This is a genomic window from Duganella sp. LjRoot269 (assembly GCF_964254095.1).
GTDB classification, from domain to species: Bacteria; Pseudomonadota; Gammaproteobacteria; order Burkholderiales; family Burkholderiaceae_D; genus Rugamonas; species Rugamonas hordei.
On record NZ_CAXUSL020000001.1, the window covers coordinates 4,659,134 to 4,677,894 of the forward strand.

The following is an 18,761-nucleotide window of genomic DNA, read 5'->3' on the forward strand; positions in this document are numbered from 1 at the left end:
CTAGTCAATGCCCGCGGAAACGCTGGATCGCCGCGTCCACCATGCCTTCGGCGCTGCCGCTGCGGTCGAACTGCTGACGCAGGTAGTGCGCGTCGCTGCCCTCGTGCGTGACCTGCACCAGGTGCTGCAGGCCCGCCGTGCCGCCCAGCGCGGCGCCGTGCGGCTCCATCTTGCGCAGCGTGGTCAGGATGTCTTCGCGCAGCGACAGGCTCTCGTAGGTCTTCGGATGCACCAGCGTGCCATCGAGCCCGAAGCGGCAGGCCTGGAAGCGGTTGTAGTTGTAGACCAGGTAGTCATCCTCGGCCGGCGCTTCCTCGCGGCGCTCCAGCAGGTAGCGGCACAGCGCCTGCAGATAAACGGCCAACGCCGCCGCCCGTTCCACCGTCAGCGGCGTGTCGCACACGCGCAGTTCGATGGTGCCGAATTCCGGCTTCGGCCGGATGTCCCAGTAAAAGTCCTTCATGCTCTTGATCACGCCGGTGTGTTCCATCTTCGCGAAGTACTCGTGCTCGAAGCTGGACCAGTGCTGCATGAACGGCGCGCGGCCGCTCATCGGGAAGGCGAACACGGAATTCAGCCGCGCCGAATTGAACAGCGTGTCGTTGCCCTGCACGTAAGGCGACGATGACGACAGCGCGATAAAGTGCGGCACGTAGCGGCTCAGGGAATGCAGCAGGAACAAGGCGTCGTCGCCAGAGGCGCAGCCGATGTGCACGTGCTGGCCGAAGATCGTAAACTGCTTGGCCAGGTAGCCATACAGCTCGGACACTTCCTTGAAGCGCGGCTTGGAGAAAATCCGCCGCTCCGACCATTTCTGGAACGGATGCGTGCCGCCGCCACAGATGCCGATGTTGAGCTGTTCGCCTGCCTGCACCAGCGTGTCGCGGATCACCTGCAGCTGCGCCACCAGTTCCGAGTGGTTGGTGTGCACGTCGCTGTTAATCTCGATCATGCTCTCGGTGATTTCCGGCGTGACGTTGCCGGGGAATGGCTTGCGCGCCAACAGGTGCAGCAGGTCCGGGCTGGACGCGGTCAGGTCGAAGTCCGACAGGCTGACCAGTTGCAGTTCCAGCTCGACGCCCATGGTCAGCGGCTGCGATGATTTGAATGGTTCCAATGGCATGTTAATGCTCCTCTTTAGCCGGGGTTTCGTTGGCCCAGATCAGCGCGCGCTGAGTGATGACGGGGCCGATCACTTCCAGCAGCAGCGTCATTGCCGCCAGCGCGGCCAGTTCGTCGACCAGCACGATACCCATGTATTTAGTCTGCTCCAGCAGCAGGATGACAAACACCGACATCGGCGACAGCGCGATGCCGGTCAACAGTCCCTTGCGCCACGAAATGCCGCTCACCTTGGCGAATGCCGCCACCGCGCCGGCCTTGACCACAAAGCGCGCCAGCAGCAGCACCAGGCCGAGGCCCGCGCCGTCGACCACGCGCTCCCATTCCAGCGTGGAGACGGCGAACACGAACAGCAGCACCGTCAGCAGTTCGCCGATGCCGCCGAAATTGCGCTCGGTGCGGCTGAAGGCCACGCGGCTGTGGCGCGCGGCCAGGCCGAAGGTCAGCGTCGCCAGCACCGGCGAGACGTCGAAGGCATGCGCCATCGCCACCAGCAGGATCACGCCCAGCGCGAAAGCGATGGTGCCGTCCTGCGCCAGCGCGCCGAGACGGCGCAGCACGGCGGGCACCAGGAAGCCGAACACCGCGCCCAGCGCGGCCGACACCAGCAGCTCGATCAGGCTGTGCGACACGGCCTGCGTCAGGCTGCCGGAAGTCTGGAACACCCAGAAGCCGACCACCACCTTAAACACGAACACCGCCAGCACGCAGTTGATCGCGACCAGGTGCAGCACGCGCTCGGTCACCTGCCCCGAGCTGTCCTCTTCGTTAATCACGCGCAGCACGCCGGCCGGCGAGGTCGACATCGCCAGCGACGCCAGCAGCAATGAGGTCAGCGGCGGCATGCCGGTCAGGTGCGAGATCAGGTAGACCGCGCCGAACGTGGCGGCCGATTCGGCCAGGCCACTGACGGCGATCCATGGATTGATGCGCAGCCAGTGCAGGTTGATGCGATAGCCGAATTCAAACAGGATAAGTCCAAAGGCCAGGTTGGCCAGCAATGTCACCGTGCTCGATGCGCCGCTGCTCAACGCGGCGGGAAACGCCTGCGCCAGCAAAAAGCCAACCAGCCCGTAAACGCTGATGCGGGGCAGACGGGTCCAACGGTGCAGGAATTCACCTGTCAGCCAGGCCACCGCGATCGCTAATGGCCAGCCTAGTTCGGTCATGATGACCTGAATATCCGGCATGTACTTCTCCTTTTTAAAGATACTTGTACAATTCTGAACAATTACCGGCGCTGTCACTGTGCGCTAAGGAACATAAGGAACCAACATGCTCGAATTAATCAGTGAACACGCTTGTTTTGGCGGCGTGCAGCGCTTCTATCGCCATGCATCGCGCGAGATCGGCCTGCCGATGCGCTTCGCCGTTTTCATTCCGGTCGAGGCGGCGGAACGCCGCGTGCCGGCGCTGTTCTACCTGGCCGGCCTGACCTGCAACGAAGAGACTTTCATGATCAAGGGCGGCGCACAGCGCGCCGCGGCGGAAGCGGGACTGATACTGATCGCGCCGGACACCAGCCCGCGCGGCGCTGGCGTCGACGGCGAAACGGACAACTGGGATCTCGGCGTCGGCGCCGGCTTCTACCTGGACGCGACGCAGGAGCCGTGGTCCGCGCACTATCGCATGGACAGCTACCTCCACGAACTGCGCGAACTAGTGGTGAGCGAACTGCCGGTCGATGGAGAACGCATCGGCATCTTCGGCCATTCGATGGGCGGCCACGGCGCGCTGACGCTGGCGCTCAAGCGGCCGGACGTGTTCCGCTCCGTCTCGGCGTTTGCGCCGATCGCGGCGCCATCGATGTGCCCGTGGGGGAAGAAGGCCTTCAGCGCCTACCTGGGCGAGGACACGGCGGCGTGGGAACAGCACGACGCCAGCCTGCTGATGGCGCGCCTGCAGACGCCCTTCCCGGCCGGCATACTGATCGACCAGGGACTGGGGGATAAATTCCTGGCCGAGCAGCTGTATCCGGAAGTGTTCGAGGCGGCCTGCCGCAACGCCGCGCAGCCGCTGGAACTGCGGCGGCATGCGCGTTACGATCACGGCTACTACTTCATCTCGACGTTCATGGAAGACCACATCCGCTTCCATGCGCGCTGTCTCGCCGCGCTATAGCTACAGTTTGATCTCCGTGCCGAGGCGCTGCAGGAACTGCCCCAGCCACGCGGGATGCGCGGGCCAGGCCGGCGCGGTGACGAAGATGCCGTCGGTGACCGCCTGGTCGACCGCGATGTCGGCATAGTTCGCGCCGGCCAGCTTGACCTCCGGCGAGCACGCGGGATACGCGGAAATCGTCTTGCCGCGTATGACGTCGGCCGCCGCCAGCACCTGCGCGCCGTGGCATACGGCGGCAATCGGCTTCGACGCCGCAGCAAACTGCTGAACGATTTCAATCACGCGCGGATTGAGCCGCAGGTATTCCGGCGCCCTTCCCCCGGCGATCATCAGCGCATCGTACTGGGCCACGTCGACGTCGGCGAATGCGGCGTTCAGCGCGAACAGGTGGCCGGGTTTTTCAGTATAGGTCTGGTCGCCTTCAAAGTCGTGGATGGCGGTCTTGATGGTGTCGCCGGCGTCCTTGCCGGGACAGACGGCATGCACCGTATGCCCGACCATCTGCAGCGCCTGGAACGGCACCATGGTCTCGTAATCTTCCGCAAAGTCGCCCGTCAAAAACAGTATTTTCTTAGCTGCCACGGTATATCCTTTCGAAAAACAAGCGTAAAAAAACGGAGGGCCGCGACGTCGCCGTCACGGCCCTCCGATACTACCCTTGTTCGCGCTGACGCGCTTTGCGCCCGTCGTGCTTATGCCCTGAGATTACGCGGCGGCGTTGCCCAGCACGGTGCGGATGGTGCCGGCCAGGTCCTCGGCCGAGAACTTGGCCACGTACGCATCCGCGCCCACGCCCTTGACGTGGTCTTCGTTGGTCTTGCCCGTCAGCGAAGAGTGGATCACCACGGGGATCTTGGAGAAACGCGCATCCTGCTTGATCAGCCGGGTCAGCGTGAAGCCGTCCATTTCCGGCATTTCCAGGTCGGTCAGCACCATGGCCACGCGGTCGCTGATCGGCACGCCTTCGGCCTTGGCGCCGTCGGAGATGTGCTGCAGGCGGTCCCACGCTTCCTTGCCGGACTTGGTCATGATGAAGTGCACGCCCATCGCTTCCAGACCCTTTTCGATCAGGTTGCGCGCGACCACCGAATCGTCGGCCGCCAGGATCACGGCGCCGGCCTTCAGCAGCACTTTCGGCCCGATGGTTTCAGGATCGACGTCCTTGCCTTCCGGCGGCACCAGCTCGCGCAGGATGGTTTCCACGTCCAGCACTTGCGCCAGGCGGGTGTTCTGCACGTCGCCGTCGACACGGGCGATACTCGTGACCTTGCCGCCCGCGGTACCTTCGGCGGTCAGCACCTGGCTCCAGTCCAGGCGGACGATTTCTTCCACCGATTCCACCGCAAACGCTTGCGTGGTGCGGGCGAACTCGGTGACCAGCATGATGTTCAGACCAGTTTTTGGGGTCACACCGACGATGCCTGGCAAATCGAGCACCGTGATGATTTGTCCGCGAAGATTGACGACGCCCAGCATGTGCGGCGCGGATCCGGCCACTGCGGTGACTTCCGGCATCGCGACGATTTCGCGGATTTTGAAGACGTTAATACCGAACAACTCGGAATGTTCGCCGTTGGCGTCGCCGCCCAGGCGGAACAGTAGCAGTTCGAATTTATTGGAGTTGGTCAGATTACTGCGCTCATCAACTTCCTGCTGAACTGATTTCATAGATTTCGTCTCCGTCGGTGGTAGCTTCCATAGCGTTTCAAGTATAACGTTTGCACTAGACATACGTCACTTTTTGACGGCGGCGATCTTGATTTAAAGCACCGCATACAACAAAAAAGGAAGCCCGCAGGCTTCCTTTTGATTTGCTACCGAATTCTGGAGCGGGAGAAGAGTCTCGAACTCTCGACCTCAACCTTGGCAAGGTTGCGCTCTACCAACTGAGCTACTCCCGCAGAGGCAAGAATTATGACAGAAAGATTTCCGTTTTACTAGTGCATATCGCCAACTTTTTGCAAAATGGCCGATAGTGTAAGCTTGCCATCGTTTACTTGATTTAGGACAGGAATGGATTCTATCGAAGTCGTGCTGATCATGCTGCTGGCGGTGGTGGCGAGCGCCTACCTGACCCGTTTGCTGCCGCGCGCGGTGCCGCTGCCTATCGTGCAGATCGCCCTCGGCGCGCTGATCGCCGCCAAGTCGACCCGTGGCGTGGACCTGGAGCCGGACCTGTTCTTCCTGGTCTTCCTGCCGCCGCTGCTGTTCCTGGACGGCTGGCGCATCCCCAAGAGCGGCCTGCTGCGCGACAAGGGCACCATCCTCGAACTGGCATTGGGGCTGGTGATCTTCACCGTCATCGGCGCCGGCTTCCTGATCCACTGGCTGATCCCGGCCATGCCGCTGCCGGTGGCTTTCGCGCTGGCCGCCATCATCTCGCCGACCGATCCGGTCGCCGTCAGCTCGATCGCCGCCACCACGCCCATCCCCAAGCGCCTGATGCACATCCTGGAGGGCGAATCGCTGCTGAACGACGCCAGCGGCCTGGTGTGCTTCCGCTTCGCCGTGGCCGCCGCGCTGACCGGCGCGTTCTCGGTCGGCACCGCCGCTCTCACCTTCGTCTGGCTGGTGGTGGCCGGCATCGCCGCCGGCGTCGGCGTGACGTGGGTGGTTACCTGGGTGCAGCGCTGGCTGACCCGCCATTTCGGCGAACCGGTCGGCTCGCCCATCCTGGTCAACCTGCTGCTGCCGTTCGGCGCCTACCTGGTGGCGGAGCGTCTGCACGCTTCCGGCATCCTGGCGGCGGTGGCGGCCGGCATCACCATGAGCTACGTGGAACTGAGCGGCCACGCGCTGGCCAACACCCGCATCCAGCGCTCCGCTGTGTGGGACACGGTGCAGTTCGCGCTGAACGGCATCATGTTCGTGCTGCTGGGCGAGCAGTTGCCGGACGTGTTCAAGGGCGCCAGCGCGTCGATCGAGGAAAGCGGCCACCTGAATCCGTGGTGGCTGGCGGTGTATGCCGTCGCCATCAACGTCGGCCTGCTGGTGATGCGCATGCTGTGGGTATGGGCCTCGCTGCGGCTGACCATCTACAAGCAGAAGATGCGCCACCAGCCGCGCATGAAGATCAAGCTGCGGCTGCTGCTGGCCACCACGCTGGCCGGCGCGCGCGGCGCGATCACGCTGGCGGGCGTGCTGACGTTGCCGCTGACGATGCCGGACGGCTCTCCCTTTCCGGCCCGCGCGCTGACCATTTTCCTGGCCTGTTCGGTGATCCTGGTGTCGCTGCTGGTCGCCAGCCTTGGCTTGCCGCGCCTGCTGGGCGGCATGACCTTCCCGGCCGAACCCGAGGAACAGCAGGAAGAAGACCTGGCGCGGCGCGAAGCGGCCAACGCCGCCATCGCCGCCATCGAGCACACGCAGGTCGCCCTGATGGAGGCAGAGACCTGCATCGATCCGGAAGCCTATCCCGAAGCGGCGGCGCGGGTGATCGCCTTCTATGAACACAAGCTGAAGGAAGTCGATCCGGAAAACGACGCCGCCTGGCGCAAGACCGACCACGCCGAAAAGGAACTGCGGCTGGCCGCGCTGGAGGCAGAGCGCCACACCGTGTGGGAACTGGCGCGGCACGACCGCATCTCCGACGAAATCTCGCGCAAGCTGGTGCGGGAAATCGATTTGATGGAAGCGCGCTACCGCTAGGCCCATACCCCATATCGCCATGCTGCCAAAACGCACCCAAATCACCATCGCCGTCGCCTGGATCTTGTTCTGGGTGCTGATGAATACCACCGCCGTGCAGGAATACCTGCGCGACCATCACCACGAGGTGTGGAAGCCGATCGTGTGGGAATCGTCGTCGGCGCTGACCGGCACCATGCTGCTGCTGTTGCAGCGCCACTTCACCCGCAAGTACGACTACCTGCTGCATGCGCCGGTGCGCTGGTTCGCGCGCCAGCTGGCGTGGCTGCCGATCTACTGGGTGGTGTTCGTGCCGGTGGCCTTCGGCATCCGCCACGCGGTATATGCGATGGCCGGGCAAACCTACACGCACATGCCGTGGCCGCAGACCTTTCTGTACGAAGACATCAAGATGACGGTGTACTTCAGCATCTTCACCACCATCATGTTCGGCGTGCTGTCCTATCACGCCATGCAGAACGAAAAGCTGCGCGTCGAACGCGCCAACGCGGCGATGCGCGAAGCCCAGCTGCTGACGCTCACGCAGCAGATGCAGCCGCACTTCCTGTTCAATGCCCTCAATACGATATCGTCGCTGATGCACAGCGACGTGATGCGCGCCGACGCCATGCTGATCCAGCTGGCCGACGTGCTGCGCACCACGCTCGACGTCAGTGGCAAGCCCAGCGTGCCGCTGGAAGTGGAGCTGCGCCTGCTGCGCGGCTATGCGGCGTTGATGGCGGAACGGTTTTCCGACCGCGTGCACATCGCCTGGCACATCGACGACGCGCTGCTGGGCTGTCAGGTCCCGGTGATGAGCATGCAGCCGCTACTGGAGAATATCTTCAAGCACACCGTCGAAAAACATCGCCAGGCGACGTCCATCGCGATTTCCGCCAGCCGCGAACAGGATGCCATGGTGCTGCGGCTGGAAGACGACGGCGGCATGCTGCCTGCCGACGGCGCATCGGCCTCCGGAGGCATCGGCGTGCGCAACCTGCGGGAGCGCTTGTCCACGCTGTACGGCGCCGGCGCTTCCTTCGATCTGATCCAACTGTCGCCCGCCGGTGTGCGGGCAGAAATGCGGCTGCCATGCGTATCCTGATCGTCGACGACGAGCGCCCCGCACGCGACAAGATGCGGCGCCTGCTGGAACAGGAGCCCGGCATCACCGCCATCGAGGAAGCGCGCGACGGCGTCGAAGCGCTTGAGCGCCTGCCTGCCTTCGCGCCCGACGTGCTGCTGCTGGACATCCAGATGCCCGAAGTCAGCGGCCTGGACGTCGCCGCCTCGCTGCCGTCACCGGCGCCGCTGGTGGTGTTCGTCACCGCCTACGACCAGTATGCGATCCAGGCCTTCGACGCCAACGCCGTCGACTACCTGCTCAAGCCCTACGACCAGCAGCGCCTGCAACGCGCGCTGCAGCGCGTGCGCGAACGGCTGGCGCATCCCCAGAACACGCCGGCCGTGCATCCGCTGCCCGCCATCAGCCAGTTGCTGATCCCCGAGCGCGGCGGCACGCGCATCGTCAAGGTCGAGCAGATCCAGTGGATAGAAACGGCCGACAACTACGTCGTGCTGCATACCGCCGACGCCCAGCCGCTGATGCGCCAGACGCTGGCCGGCCTGGTCGACAAGCTCGGCCCGCGCTTCCAGCGCTGCCATCGCCGCGCGGCGGTGCAGCTGGACTGGATCGCCGGCGTGCAAAACCTCGACAAGGGCGACAGCGAACTGGTGCTGCGCAGCGGCGCGCGCGTGCCCTGTTCGCGCCAGTACCGCGCCGAAGTCATGGATCGTTTGCAGGCTCCGCAATCGCCCATCCGTGCGCCGGAGCGACCGCCATCCTGCTAGGCTTTTCGGCAGCAAAGGGCCGGCCTGCGCCCGGACAGCAGGCGCCGTCTACATCGATCAGGAGCAATGACATGCACAGTCTTCAAAAGATCACCCCCTTCCTGTGGTTCTCCGGCCAGGCGGAAGAAGCGGCCGAATATTACGTCGGCATTTTCCGCAACTCGAAGATCTGTCACATCGCCCGCTACACCGAGGCCGGCAAGGAGCAGCACGGCCAGCCGCCCGGCAGCGCGATGACCGTCGCGCTGGAACTGGACGGCCAGAAGTTCACGCTGCTGAATGGCGGTCCGGTGTTCCAGTTCACGCCGGCGGTGTCGTTCGTCGTCAATTGCGAAAGCCAGGAGGAGATCGACCATTTCTGGGACCGCCTGTCGGAAGGCGGCGCGCCCGAAGCCCAGCAATGCGGCTGGCTGGCCGATAAATTCGGCCTGTCCTGGCAGGTTGTGCCGACGGCGCTGCCGACCATGCTGATGGACCCGGACGCCGAAAAAGCCGGCCGCGTGATGAGCGCTTTGATGACGATGAAAAAGCTCGACCTCGCGGCCTTGAAGAAAGCTTACGCCGCTGCCTGACCTGCTTATTGCAAACCCCTGCAAGCCCCTGCCCGGCCCGATTCGCCCCATCCGGCTCCCATTTCGCCCCATGATGCTGGACCCTGGAGGCGGGTGTGGCTAATCTGGCTACATTAAAAAGGAGCTTGCAATGAATAATCAACGCCTCTACTTCCTCGACTGGATCCGCATCTTCGCCTTCTTCGTGCTGATTTTTTATCACACCGGGATGTACTACGTGACGTGGGACTGGCACGTCAAAAGCCCCTACGCCAGCGACGCCATCGAGCCGCTGATGCTGTTATCCTCGCCGTGGCGCCTCGGCTTGCTGTTCATGATCTCCGGCGTCGCCACCGCCTTCATGCTGAAGAAGGTCCGCGTCGGCGCGCTGCTCAAGCAGCGCAGCTGGCGCCTGCTGGTGCCGCTGGTGTTCGGCATGCTGGTCATCGTGCCGCCGCAGTCGTACTTTGAAGTGGTGGAAAAGCTGAACTACGCCGGCAGCTACCTGAATTTCATGCGCCTGTATATCCAGGGCTACCACGGCTTCTGCAAGGATGGCCACTGCCTCGACCTGCCGACCTGGAACCACCTGTGGTTCGTCGTCTACCTGTGGGCCTACACGATGGTGATCGGCGCGATCGCCGTGCTGGCCGGCGCCGCGCGCCTGCAATCATGGTCCGACAAGCTGGGCCGCCTGCTGAACGGCTGGAAAATCATCGTGCTGCCGGTGCTGGTGCTGTTCATCGTCCGCTATGCGCTGGTCGAAAGCTTCCCGGCCACCCACGCCCTGGTCAACGACTGGTACAACCACGCCCACTACTTCTTCCTGTTCATGATGGGCGCCATGCTGGCGATGCAAAACGGCTTCTGGGCCAACGTCGACAAGCTGCGCTGGACCAGCCTGGCGCTGTGGCTGGGCAGCTGGGCGGTGGTGACCTGCCTGCACCTGATGCCTGAATCGATGGGTGACCTGCCGCTCGTCGCGCAACTGAAGCCGGTATGGCGCTTGGTCTTCTGCATCGGCCAGTGGGCGCCGATCATGGCTATCTGCGGCTTCGGCCATCGCCACCTGGCCTTCGACAGCGCCAAGCGCCGCTACCTGACCGAAGCCGTGTTCCCGGTCTACATCCTGCACCAGACGCTGATCGTCGGCATGGCGCACACGCTCAAGCCGGTGAAGATGGCGCCCGGCGTTGAAGGCGCGGTGCTGATCGTGCTGACCTTTGTCCTCAGCTTCGGCATATTCGAAGTGGTCCGCCGCGTCGCCGTACTGCGCCCGCTGTTCGGATTGGGGAAGGCCCCGCGCACCTCCGTATCGATGTCGCCTGCCCTGGAGGGCGCTCAACAACCTATGCCATACGGCCTAAACAACGGATAATAGCGCCCAGATCATTTTGCGCACAGTTTAGGATTACCCCATGGAAATTAAGGTCAACTTTCTCGACAAGCTACGTCTCGAAGCCAAGTTCGATGATTTTACGGTGGTCGCCGACCAGCCCATCCGCTATAAGGGCGATGGCTCGGCGCCCGGTCCGTTCGATTATTTTTTGGCGTCATCGGCCTTGTGCGCGGCTTACTTCGTGAAGTTGTATTGTGTAACTCGCAATATTCCAACCGAAAATATCCGCCTGTCGCAGAATAATATTGTTGATCCGGAAAACCGTTACCAGCAGATTTTCAAGATCCAGGTCGAGCTGCCGGAGGATATCTCCGCCAAGGACCGTCAGGGCATCCTGCGCTCCATCGACCGCTGCACAGTGAAAAAAGTGGTGCAGGCCGGCCCCGAGTTCGTGATTGAAGAGGTAGCGAATCTGGATGCCGACGCCCAGGCGTTGCTGACGCTGAATCCGGATTCCGATGCGAGCACCTATATTCCGGGCAAGGATCTGCCGCTGGAACAAACCATCGCCAATATGTCGGGCGTGTTGGCGCGCCTGGGCATCAAGATCGAAATCGCTTCGTGGCGCAACATTGTTCCCAATGTGTGGTCGCTGCACATCCGCGACGCGCACTCGCCGATGTGCTTCACCAACGGCAAGGGCGCGACCAAGGAAAGCGCTTTGGCGTCGGCGCTGGGCGAGTATATCGAGCGACTGAATAACAACCACTTCTACGCGGGTGCGTTTTGGGGCGAGGACATCGCCAACGCCGATTTCGTCCACTACCCGAACGAGCGCTGGTTCAAGCCTGGCCGCAAAGACGCGCTGCCGCCTGAAATCCTCGATGAATACTGCCGGAAGATTTACGATCCCGACGGCGAGCTGCGTGGTTCGCACCTGATCGACACCAACTCCGGCAATGTGAAGCGCGGCATCTGTTCGTTGCCGTATGTGCGGCAGTCGGACGGTGAGGTGGTCTACTTCCCGTCCAACCTGATCGAGAATCTCTACGTCAGCAACGGCATGAGTGCCGGTAACACGCTGGCCGAAGCGCAGGTTCAATGCCTGTCGGAGATTTTCGAACGCGCGGTCAAGCGCGAAATTATTGAAGGCGAAATCGCCTTGCCGGATGTGCCGCAGGAAGTGCTGGCGAAATACCCCGGCATCCTGGCCGGTATCCAGGGCCTGGAAGAGCAAGGCTTTCCGGTGCTGGTGAAGGATGCGTCGCTGGGCGGCGTGTACCCGTTGATGTGCGTGACCTTGATGAACCCGCGTACCGGCGGCGTGTTTGCCTCGTTCGGCGCGCACCCAAGCCTGGAGGTGGCGCTGGAACGCAGCCTGACGGAATTGCTGCAGGGCCGCAGCTTTGAAGGCCTGAACGATTTGCCTCGGCCTACCTTCGCCAGCAACGCCGTGACCGAGCCGAACAACTTTGTCGAACACTTCATCGATTCCAGCGGCATCGTGTCGTGGCGCTTCTTCAGCGCCAAGGCCGATTACGATTTTGTCGAATGGGATTTCTCCGGCCACGGCGAGAACTCCAACGCCGAGGAAGCCGCGACCTTGTTCGGCATTCTGAAGGACATGGGCAAGGAAGCGTACATGGCGGTGTATGACGATCTGGGCGCCACCGCCTGCCGCATCCTGGTGCCGGGTTATTCGGAAGTCTATCCGGTGGACGATCTGGTCTGGGATAACACCAACAAGGCGCTGCTGTTCCGCGCCGATATCCTGAACTTGCACCGCCTGGACGATGCCAGCCTGGAGGCGCTGCTTGATCGTTTGGAGAACAACGAGCTGGATGACTACGGCGACATCGCCACATTGATCGGCGTCGAATTTGACGAGAATACGGACTGGGGCCAGCTGACGGTGCTGGAGTTGAAGTTGCTGATACATCTCGCCCTGCAGCAGTTTGAAGAGGCGCAGGAACTGGTCGAGGCCTTCCTCCAGTACAACGACAACACGGCCGAGCGCAGATTGTTTTATCAGGCCTTGAATGTGGTGCTGGAGGTCGAGCTGGACGACGAGCTGGAACTGGACGACTACGAGGTCAATTTCCGCCGGATGTATGGCAACCCTCGGATGGACGCGGTGATGGGCTCTGTGGACGGCAGCGTGCGCTTCTTTGGCTTGACGCCAACCAGCATCAAGCTGGAGGGGCTCGACCGGCATGAGCGCCTGATCGACAGCTACAAAAAGCTGCACGCGGCGCGGGCCAAGGCAGCGGCCACCTCCAGCTAGGGTCGGATCACTTCACAAACGTCAGCGTATGCTGCGCCGGTCCGGGCAGCAGAGGCGTCTCACGCCCGCTGACCCAGTCGCCGCGGCCATCAAGGAAGTATGGCGACAATGGATGGCCGCTCTGCCCTCCGGGCATATTGAATATCCCCTGTTCCTCGTGGCCCGGCGACACCGTCAGCCGTTCCGACTGGCCGAACGACGGCCCCGAGACGCGCGGCATGTGCTGGTCGCCCGGCAGCATGTCCGGCGCTACCTTCAGGTACTTGCCCAGCACCGGCACCACCGCCGCGAATGGATGCGCACTGGCCGCCGTGTTGCGCTGGCCCCAGGTCGCGGCCGACAGCGGCTGGCCGTCCTTGGTCAGGTTGCCGATCGCGCGGTCCAGCGCGGCGAGCTGCAAGGCTTGCCAGTTGGCGTACTGCGGCGGCAGCCAGCCCGCCGGCTGCTGGTCCAGCAAGCGCGCCAGCACCACCGGCCAGCGCGACGTCACCGACGCCATGTTGGCCTTCGCATCGATCCTGGCCATTTCCTCGTTGGCGCTTTCGAACAGGATGTCGTGCAGCGCGTACATGTAGGCGCGCGTGATGCGGTAGCCGACCGAATCCACGCTGGCCCTGCCGCTCCAGCTGTCCTTCAGCAGCTTCAGCGCTTCGATGCGCTTCGGATGCCCGTCCACGGCCTTGGCGTCCAGCGCCGCGATGGCGCGCTCGTGCCATGCCGTCAGGAACACGGCGCGGTCGTCCAGCGTGATCGCGTAGGCTTTTTTCACATCGGTTTTGGCGCCCAGCGCGGTCAGGTCGTCGCGGACCTGGTGCGTGCGCGCGCCAAGATCGAAGCCGCCGTCGCCCAGCAGTTCCGCGCCGGCGTTCGCCAACTGTCGGCTGTTGGCCGTGGCCAGCTGGCCGCCGGCGGGATTGACGATTTTCGGATATTCCTCCGGCGTCAGCCAGCCGGTCCACACGCCGGCCTGGTCGTCCGCGCTCAGCGGATAGGTGGCCGCCACACCGGCCGGTGCGCGGCGCGGCAGCGGGCCGGCGATGGTCCAACCGATATTGCCCTTGTCGTCGCCGGCGACGAAGTTCTGCGCCGGGATGCCCATCGTCGGCGCGATCGCCAGCGCCTGGTCCAGTGTATCGGCAAACTCCAGCTTGCGCGCATTGAGGTTGACGGCTGCCGTCGTGTGGGCCACCCAGTGGATCGCGTAGCTGCGGCCCATCGCCACGCGGATCGGACCGAGCGAGGTTTCGCGCACCGCCAGCGTTTGCGCCGGCGCGCCTTTGATGAGTATCGTTTCATTGTGCACCGCCGGCGTTTCCCAGCCGGCCTGCGTGCGCACCTGGCCGGGCTTGGCGGCATCGGTATCTAGCGCGATCAGGTCCAGGTAGTCGCCGTAGCTGTTGGTGAAGCCCCAGGCCACGTGGCCATTGCTGCCGACCACCACCGCCGGCGTGCCGGGCAGCGTGACCCCGACGATGCGGCGCTGGCCGCCCTTCCCGTCCGGGAACTGCAGCGCGGCGCGGTACCAGATCGCCGGCAGCTGGATGCCGAGGTGCATATCGTCCGAGACGATGGCCGCGCCGCTGTCGCTGCGGCTGCCCGCCACCGCCCAGTTGTTGCTGCCCACCGTGTTGAGGAATTCGGCCGCCGCCACTTTCGGATCGGTCAGCGTCTGCGCGCCGGACGCTTTCGGCATACCCCACCAGGCAGGCGCCGCCGCCGGTATCGCGACTTCGCCGGCGGCGATGGACTGCGCGTCGAGCGGCGCATCCCACTGCGTGGACTCGGGCGCCAGGAAGGCGCGCTGCTCTTCGGTGGCGTGGTCCTTGAACCAGCCGCGCGCCAGTTCACGCGGCTCCTGGCCGCCTTGCAGGTCGAAGTACATGGCCCAGATAACCAGCAGCGAGTCGGCGGCGGACCAGGCGCGCGGCGGCAAGCCTATCAGCGCATACTCGAACGGTTTGGCGCTCAAGGCGCCCAGGCCGGCATTGACGCCCGCCGTGTAACGCTCCAGCAACGCAAGATCGGCGGCCGGCATGGTCTTCAGCGCCAGCTCGGCGCGGGCGCGGAAGCGGTGCAGGCGGTGGGATTTATCGAGCGGCAGCGCGCGCTCGCCGAACAGTTCGGACAATTCGCCGGCCGACACGCGGCGCAGCAGATCCATCTGGAAGTAGCGCTCCTGCGCGTGCACGAAGCCGGTGGCATAGACCACATCGAGCCGGCTGCCGCCGCTGATCAATGGAACGCCGTGCTCGTCGCGCGCCACGCTGACCGTGGTTTCCAGGCCGGCGGCTTGCCGCGTCCCGTCGAGCTGCGCCAGGCTGCCGCGCAAATACAGCCAGGCCGCCGCAGCGGCCAGCACCAGCAATCCCACCGCGGCCAACAAGACACGCCCGGACCATACCGCCAGCCTGTTCTTTTGCATAGCATCCCCGTTATTCGTAGAAGTATCGGGATAGTGCCAGAGAACCGGCTTTGCAGTCCACTGTCTAGAGCTCAAGCTCCCAGGTCTCGTTGACCATGTCCTGGCCGAAGGCATGCACCGGCTCCTCGCCCACCAGCACGTAGCCTTTGTTACGGTAGATCTGGCGCGCCTCTTTTTGCTGGTCGGTGGTCCACAGCCGCATCCTGCGGTAGCCGGCGGCGCGCGCGAAGCGGTGGCACTCGTCCACCAGCCGCGATCCCAGGCCGTAGCCGCGCGCCTGCTCGTCCACCAGCAACAGCCGCAGCTTGGCCACGCCTTCCTCGCCGCTGCGCACCAGCGCGATCGAACCGACCGGCTGGCCGCCCATCTCGGCGATCCAGCAGTGCTCCAGCGCCGGATCGAAGTTGCGTTCGAAGTCCTCGCAAATCTGGCCGACCAGCGTGCCGAAGCTGGCGTCCCAGCCCTGCTCCGCCGTGTACATCTCGCCGTGGCGACGCGTGATCCACGCCATGTCGCCAGGCCGGTGGGCACGCAGCACGAAGGGCTGGGCGTACTTCATGCCGCCACCTGAATCGAGCACCTGCTGGATGGTGCGCATCGCGTCGAGCATGCGCAGCTGGTCGGATTCGTCGAAGCGGCCAAGCAGGTCGCCCACCTCCTCGCGCGAGCGGCGGTCGAACGGCTCGAACACGGCATGGCCATGCCCGGTCATGTGCAGCAGCTTGGTGCGGCCGTCGGTGGCCGACGGCACCTTGGCCACCATGCCGGCGGCCTCGAACTTGGCCAGGATGCGGCTCAGGTAACCGCGATCCAGTCCCAGGTCTCGGCCCAGCGTGGCGGCGGGCTGGTCGCCGTGATGCGCCAGTTCATACAGCACGCGCATCTCGGTCAGCGTGTATTCGCTGTGCAGCAGGCCTTCGCGCAGCACGCCGATCTGGCGCGTGAAAAAACGGTTGAAGGAACGGACCGCGGCAACGCGGTCGTCGAAAGCAGGGACAGCCATTGCAAACTCCGACTAGGAAAGTCCAGCCATTTTGCAATATATAGTTGACTGAGTCAACAACATCATGCCTGCGAGGTTAGGCAACGCACAGAATCCGGCCGCGCGCGGGCATAGGATGGTCTTCTCCCTGAAAGGAACCGCCATGGAATCAGCTCCCGACATGCAGGACTGCATAGACGCCTGCGCCAACTGCCACCAGGCCTGCCTGCAGACCGCACTCACCCACTGCCTGCAAGTAGGCGGACGCCACGTCGAGCCGGAGCACTTCCGGCTGATGATGGATTGCGCCAGCATCTGCGAGTCCTGCGCCAACCTTCAATTGAGCGGATCGCCGTACGCGCCGCGCCTGTGCGCGCTGTGCGCGGACATCTGCCATGCCTGCGCACTGAGCTGCCTGGAACTGGACGGCATGGAGGAATGCGCCCGCGCCTGCGAAGCCTGCGAGCACACCTGCCACAAGATGATGGCTTAGTAGAGTTCCTTGGCCACTTCGCGCACAGCCTTCAGCAGCAGTTCCGCGCCCGGCGACATGATGTGGCCATCCACCGTGACGATGCCGTAGGCATCCATGCGGCACGGCAGTTCGATCGGCAGGATGTTGAGCACATTCTGCGACTCATAATATTTGGCGACCGCGATCGGCATGACGTTGAGCGCGTCCGTCTGCTGCAGCAGCGGTTTAATCAGCAGCACGGCCGTGGTGTCGACCACGTTGACCGGCACTTCGAGGCCGGCGCGGCGGAACATCAGCTCGCAGCGCGCACGCAGGATGCTGCCTTGCGGCGGCAGTATCCACGGCTGGTTGGCGATGTCGCGCAGCGTCAGGTTGCGCGCCTTCAGCAGCGGATGGCCGGGCCTCACCACGGCGCACGCCGGCTCGTCGCCCAGTTCTTCGTAGCTCAGGCCCTCGGCGCTCTGCCGTTCGGGAATGCGGCCGATCATGAAATCCAGCCGCCCGCGCTGCAGCTGCTCCAGCAGGATGTTGGACTGTTCCATCTCGACGCCGATGCGCAGCTTGGGCGCCTGCTGCTTGGTCTTGGTGATCGCCTGCGGCAGCAGCGCGATCCCCGGCGTCATGATGGTGCCGATGTCCACCTGTCCGCTCAAGCCGGCCTTGATGGCGACGATGTCCTCATGCGCCAGCGAGAGGCTGGTCAACGCCATGCGCGCGTGGCGTATCATCGTCTCGCCGTAGATGGTCGGCTCCATGCCGCGCGGCAGGCGCTCGAACAGCTGCACGCCAAGCATCTCCTCCAGGTCCTTGAGCTGCTTGGACGCGGCGGGCTGGGTCATGTGCAGCTCTTCGGCGGCGCGGTGGATATTGCGTTGTTCGTCGAGCGCGATCAGCAGCAGCAGCTGGCGCGTTTTGAGGCGCGCGCGCAAGAACCAGTTCGGGTTAGTTTCCATGGAAAAATGATATCACAATCAGTATTGAGAAGAACAGGATACCGACTGTTTAGTTATCACTTGCATGCCGGGCTGGGGTTGGCGGCCGGGCCTTCCGCGGTCTGCTTGATGAACGGGATAGTGCCATCGGCGTTGTATGCAAACTCCTCCACCGCCACCGAACGGCGGTACTCGCCACCGCCGGGCAGCTTGGCGTTGTGATAGAAGATGTAGGACTTGCCGTTGAAGTCGATGATGGCCTGGTGGATGGTCTTGACCTTGGCGTTCTTCGACATGATCGTGCCGCGGTACTGCCATGGGCCGGTGGCGCTGGGCCCCGTCATGTACGCCGTCTCCTCGGGGAAGTTGCGCGAATAGGATAAATAGTATGTGCCGTTATGCTTGTGCAGGTAGGACGCCTCGGTGAACATGTCCATGCCGACGGTCTGGATCGGGCCGTCCAACTCGGTCATGTTCGGCTTCAGCTTCGCATACTTCAGCACCGTGTTGCCCCAGTAGAGATAAGCCTGGCCGTCGTCGTCCTGGAAGATGGCCGGGTCGATGTCGTCCCAGGTGATCGCCGTTTGCCGCGTCATGTCGTTGGTGACCAGTGCCGAGCCGCGCGCGTCGACGAAGGGACCGGTGGGGCTGTCGGAAACGGCGACGCCGATGGCAAAGCCCGGTATCGTCGCGTGATCTACCGTCGAATAGAAATAGTATTTGCCGTCGCGCTTGGTGACGTCGGCCGCCCAGGCCTGGCCCTTGGCCCACTTGAAGGTCGAGGCCTGCAGCGGCGAGCCGCGGTCGGTCCAGTTCTTCATGTCGCAGCTGCTGTAGACGCGCCATTCCTTCATCAAGTAGTCGCGGCCTTTTGACGCGGCCTCGTCATGGCCGACGTACAGGTAGACGGTGCCGTTGTCCACGTAGGCCGACGGATCGGCGGTGAACAGCTTGGGGAACAATGGATTGGCCGCCTGCGCACCGGCCGCCGTCAATAAGGCGGCGGCACCAGCAGCAACGGCGGCGCGTTTGATCATATTCCTCATGGCTATCTC

Annotated in this window: 16 protein-coding genes and 1 tRNA gene; 8 read left to right on the forward strand and 9 right to left on the reverse strand. The window is 63.7% G+C overall.

Annotated features, from left to right (window positions below):
- Window positions 1-4: 4 nt before the first annotated feature.
- Together ACSQ3S_RS20885 and ACSQ3S_RS20890 are read right to left on the reverse strand one after the other, a co-directional pair.
- Window positions 5-1,123: a YbdK family carboxylate-amine ligase gene (locus ACSQ3S_RS20885; protein ID WP_176651423.1), complete on the reverse strand. Its 1,119-nt coding sequence runs from the start codon at window positions 1,121-1,123 to the stop codon at window positions 5-7.
- A gap of 1 nt (window position 1,124) precedes the next feature.
- Window positions 1,125-2,312 carry a cation:proton antiporter gene (locus tag ACSQ3S_RS20890; protein WP_436143621.1) on the reverse strand — a complete coding sequence of 396 codons (1,188 nt, stop codon included), beginning with the start codon at window positions 2,310-2,312 and terminating at the stop codon, window positions 1,125-1,127.
- A gap of 85 nt (window positions 2,313-2,397) precedes the next feature.
- Between ACSQ3S_RS20890 and fghA the strand changes: the two genes are divergently transcribed.
- Entirely contained in the window at window positions 2,398-3,243 is an 846-nt protein-coding gene (gene fghA, locus ACSQ3S_RS20895) for an S-formylglutathione hydrolase (RefSeq protein ID WP_436143622.1), read from the forward strand.
- Here the strand turns inward: fghA and ACSQ3S_RS20900 are convergent, their stop codons facing one another.
- From ACSQ3S_RS20900 to ACSQ3S_RS20910, 3 genes are all read right to left on the reverse strand, one after another.
- Window positions 3,244-3,825 carry a DJ-1/PfpI family protein gene (locus ACSQ3S_RS20900; RefSeq protein WP_176651426.1) on the reverse strand — a complete coding sequence of 194 codons (582 nt, stop codon included), beginning with the start codon at window positions 3,823-3,825 and terminating at the stop codon, window positions 3,244-3,246. It abuts the gene before it with no gap.
- 123 nt (window positions 3,826-3,948) lie between these two features.
- The gene (locus tag ACSQ3S_RS20905; protein ID WP_176651427.1) at window positions 3,949-4,911 is read right to left on the reverse strand and encodes a chemotaxis protein; all 963 of its coding nucleotides are present in this window, start codon (window positions 4,909-4,911) and stop codon (window positions 3,949-3,951) included.
- Window positions 4,912-5,068: 157 nt separating this feature from the next.
- Window positions 5,069-5,144, reverse strand: a tRNA-Gly gene (locus ACSQ3S_RS20910).
- A 112-nt stretch (window positions 5,145-5,256) separates the two neighbouring features.
- On the opposite strand from ACSQ3S_RS20910, the gene ACSQ3S_RS20915 reads away from it, so the two are divergent.
- The 6 genes from ACSQ3S_RS20915 (at window position 5,257) to ACSQ3S_RS20940 (ending at window position 12,895) form a co-directional block, all read left to right on the forward strand.
- Window positions 5,257-6,891, forward strand: coding sequence for a Na+/H+ antiporter (locus ACSQ3S_RS20915; RefSeq protein WP_176651428.1), 1,635 nt, complete (start codon window positions 5,257-5,259; stop codon window positions 6,889-6,891).
- Between the two features lie 19 nt (window positions 6,892-6,910).
- The gene (locus tag ACSQ3S_RS20920) at window positions 6,911-7,975 is read left to right on the forward strand and encodes a sensor histidine kinase (RefSeq protein WP_436143623.1); all 1,065 of its coding nucleotides are present in this window, start codon (window positions 6,911-6,913) and stop codon (window positions 7,973-7,975) included.
- Complete coding sequence (locus ACSQ3S_RS20925) at window positions 7,963-8,721, forward strand: LytR/AlgR family response regulator transcription factor (RefSeq protein ID WP_436143624.1); 759 nt, start codon at window positions 7,963-7,965, stop codon at window positions 8,719-8,721. The genes ACSQ3S_RS20920 and ACSQ3S_RS20925 overlap by 13 nt, the downstream gene beginning before the upstream one ends.
- Window positions 8,722-8,792: 71 nt before the next feature.
- Window positions 8,793-9,293, forward strand: a complete 501-nt coding sequence (locus ACSQ3S_RS20930; protein WP_436143625.1) for a VOC family protein — start codon at window positions 8,793-8,795, stop codon at window positions 9,291-9,293.
- A gap of 130 nt (window positions 9,294-9,423) precedes the next feature.
- Window positions 9,424-10,650, forward strand: a complete 1,227-nt coding sequence (locus ACSQ3S_RS20935; protein WP_436143626.1) for an acyltransferase family protein — start codon at window positions 9,424-9,426, stop codon at window positions 10,648-10,650.
- A gap of 40 nt (window positions 10,651-10,690) precedes the next feature.
- Window positions 10,691-12,895 (forward strand): OsmC domain/YcaO domain-containing protein, encoded by a 2,205-nt coding sequence (locus tag ACSQ3S_RS20940; RefSeq protein WP_436143627.1) that lies wholly within the window; start codon window positions 10,691-10,693, stop codon window positions 12,893-12,895.
- Between the two features lie 7 nt (window positions 12,896-12,902).
- On the opposite strand, the gene ACSQ3S_RS20945 is transcribed toward ACSQ3S_RS20940, so the two are convergent.
- Window positions 12,903-15,317, reverse strand: coding sequence for a penicillin acylase family protein (locus ACSQ3S_RS20945; protein ID WP_436143628.1), 2,415 nt, complete (start codon window positions 15,315-15,317; stop codon window positions 12,903-12,905).
- A 64-nt stretch (window positions 15,318-15,381) separates the two neighbouring features.
- Window positions 15,382-16,320 (reverse strand): bifunctional helix-turn-helix transcriptional regulator/GNAT family N-acetyltransferase, encoded by a 939-nt coding sequence (locus tag ACSQ3S_RS20950; protein WP_436143629.1) that lies wholly within the window; start codon window positions 16,318-16,320, stop codon window positions 15,382-15,384.
- A gap of 142 nt (window positions 16,321-16,462) precedes the next feature.
- On the opposite strand from ACSQ3S_RS20950, the gene ACSQ3S_RS20955 reads away from it, so the two are divergent.
- Window positions 16,463-16,792, forward strand: a complete 330-nt coding sequence (locus ACSQ3S_RS20955; protein ID WP_176651436.1) for a four-helix bundle copper-binding protein — start codon at window positions 16,463-16,465, stop codon at window positions 16,790-16,792.
- Here ACSQ3S_RS20955 and ACSQ3S_RS20960 read toward each other — a convergent pair.
- On the reverse strand, window positions 16,789-17,727 hold the full coding sequence (locus ACSQ3S_RS20960) for a LysR family transcriptional regulator (protein WP_176651437.1): 939 nt from the start codon (window positions 17,725-17,727) through the stop codon (window positions 16,789-16,791). The two genes, ACSQ3S_RS20955 and ACSQ3S_RS20960, sit on opposite strands and share 4 nt — an antisense overlap.
- 56 nt (window positions 17,728-17,783) lie before the next feature.
- A complete protein-coding gene (locus tag ACSQ3S_RS20965) occupies window positions 17,784-18,743 on the reverse strand; it encodes a glycoside hydrolase family 43 protein (RefSeq protein ID WP_436145058.1) in 960 nt (319 codons plus the stop codon).
- Between the last annotated feature and the right edge of the window lie 18 nt (window positions 18,744-18,761).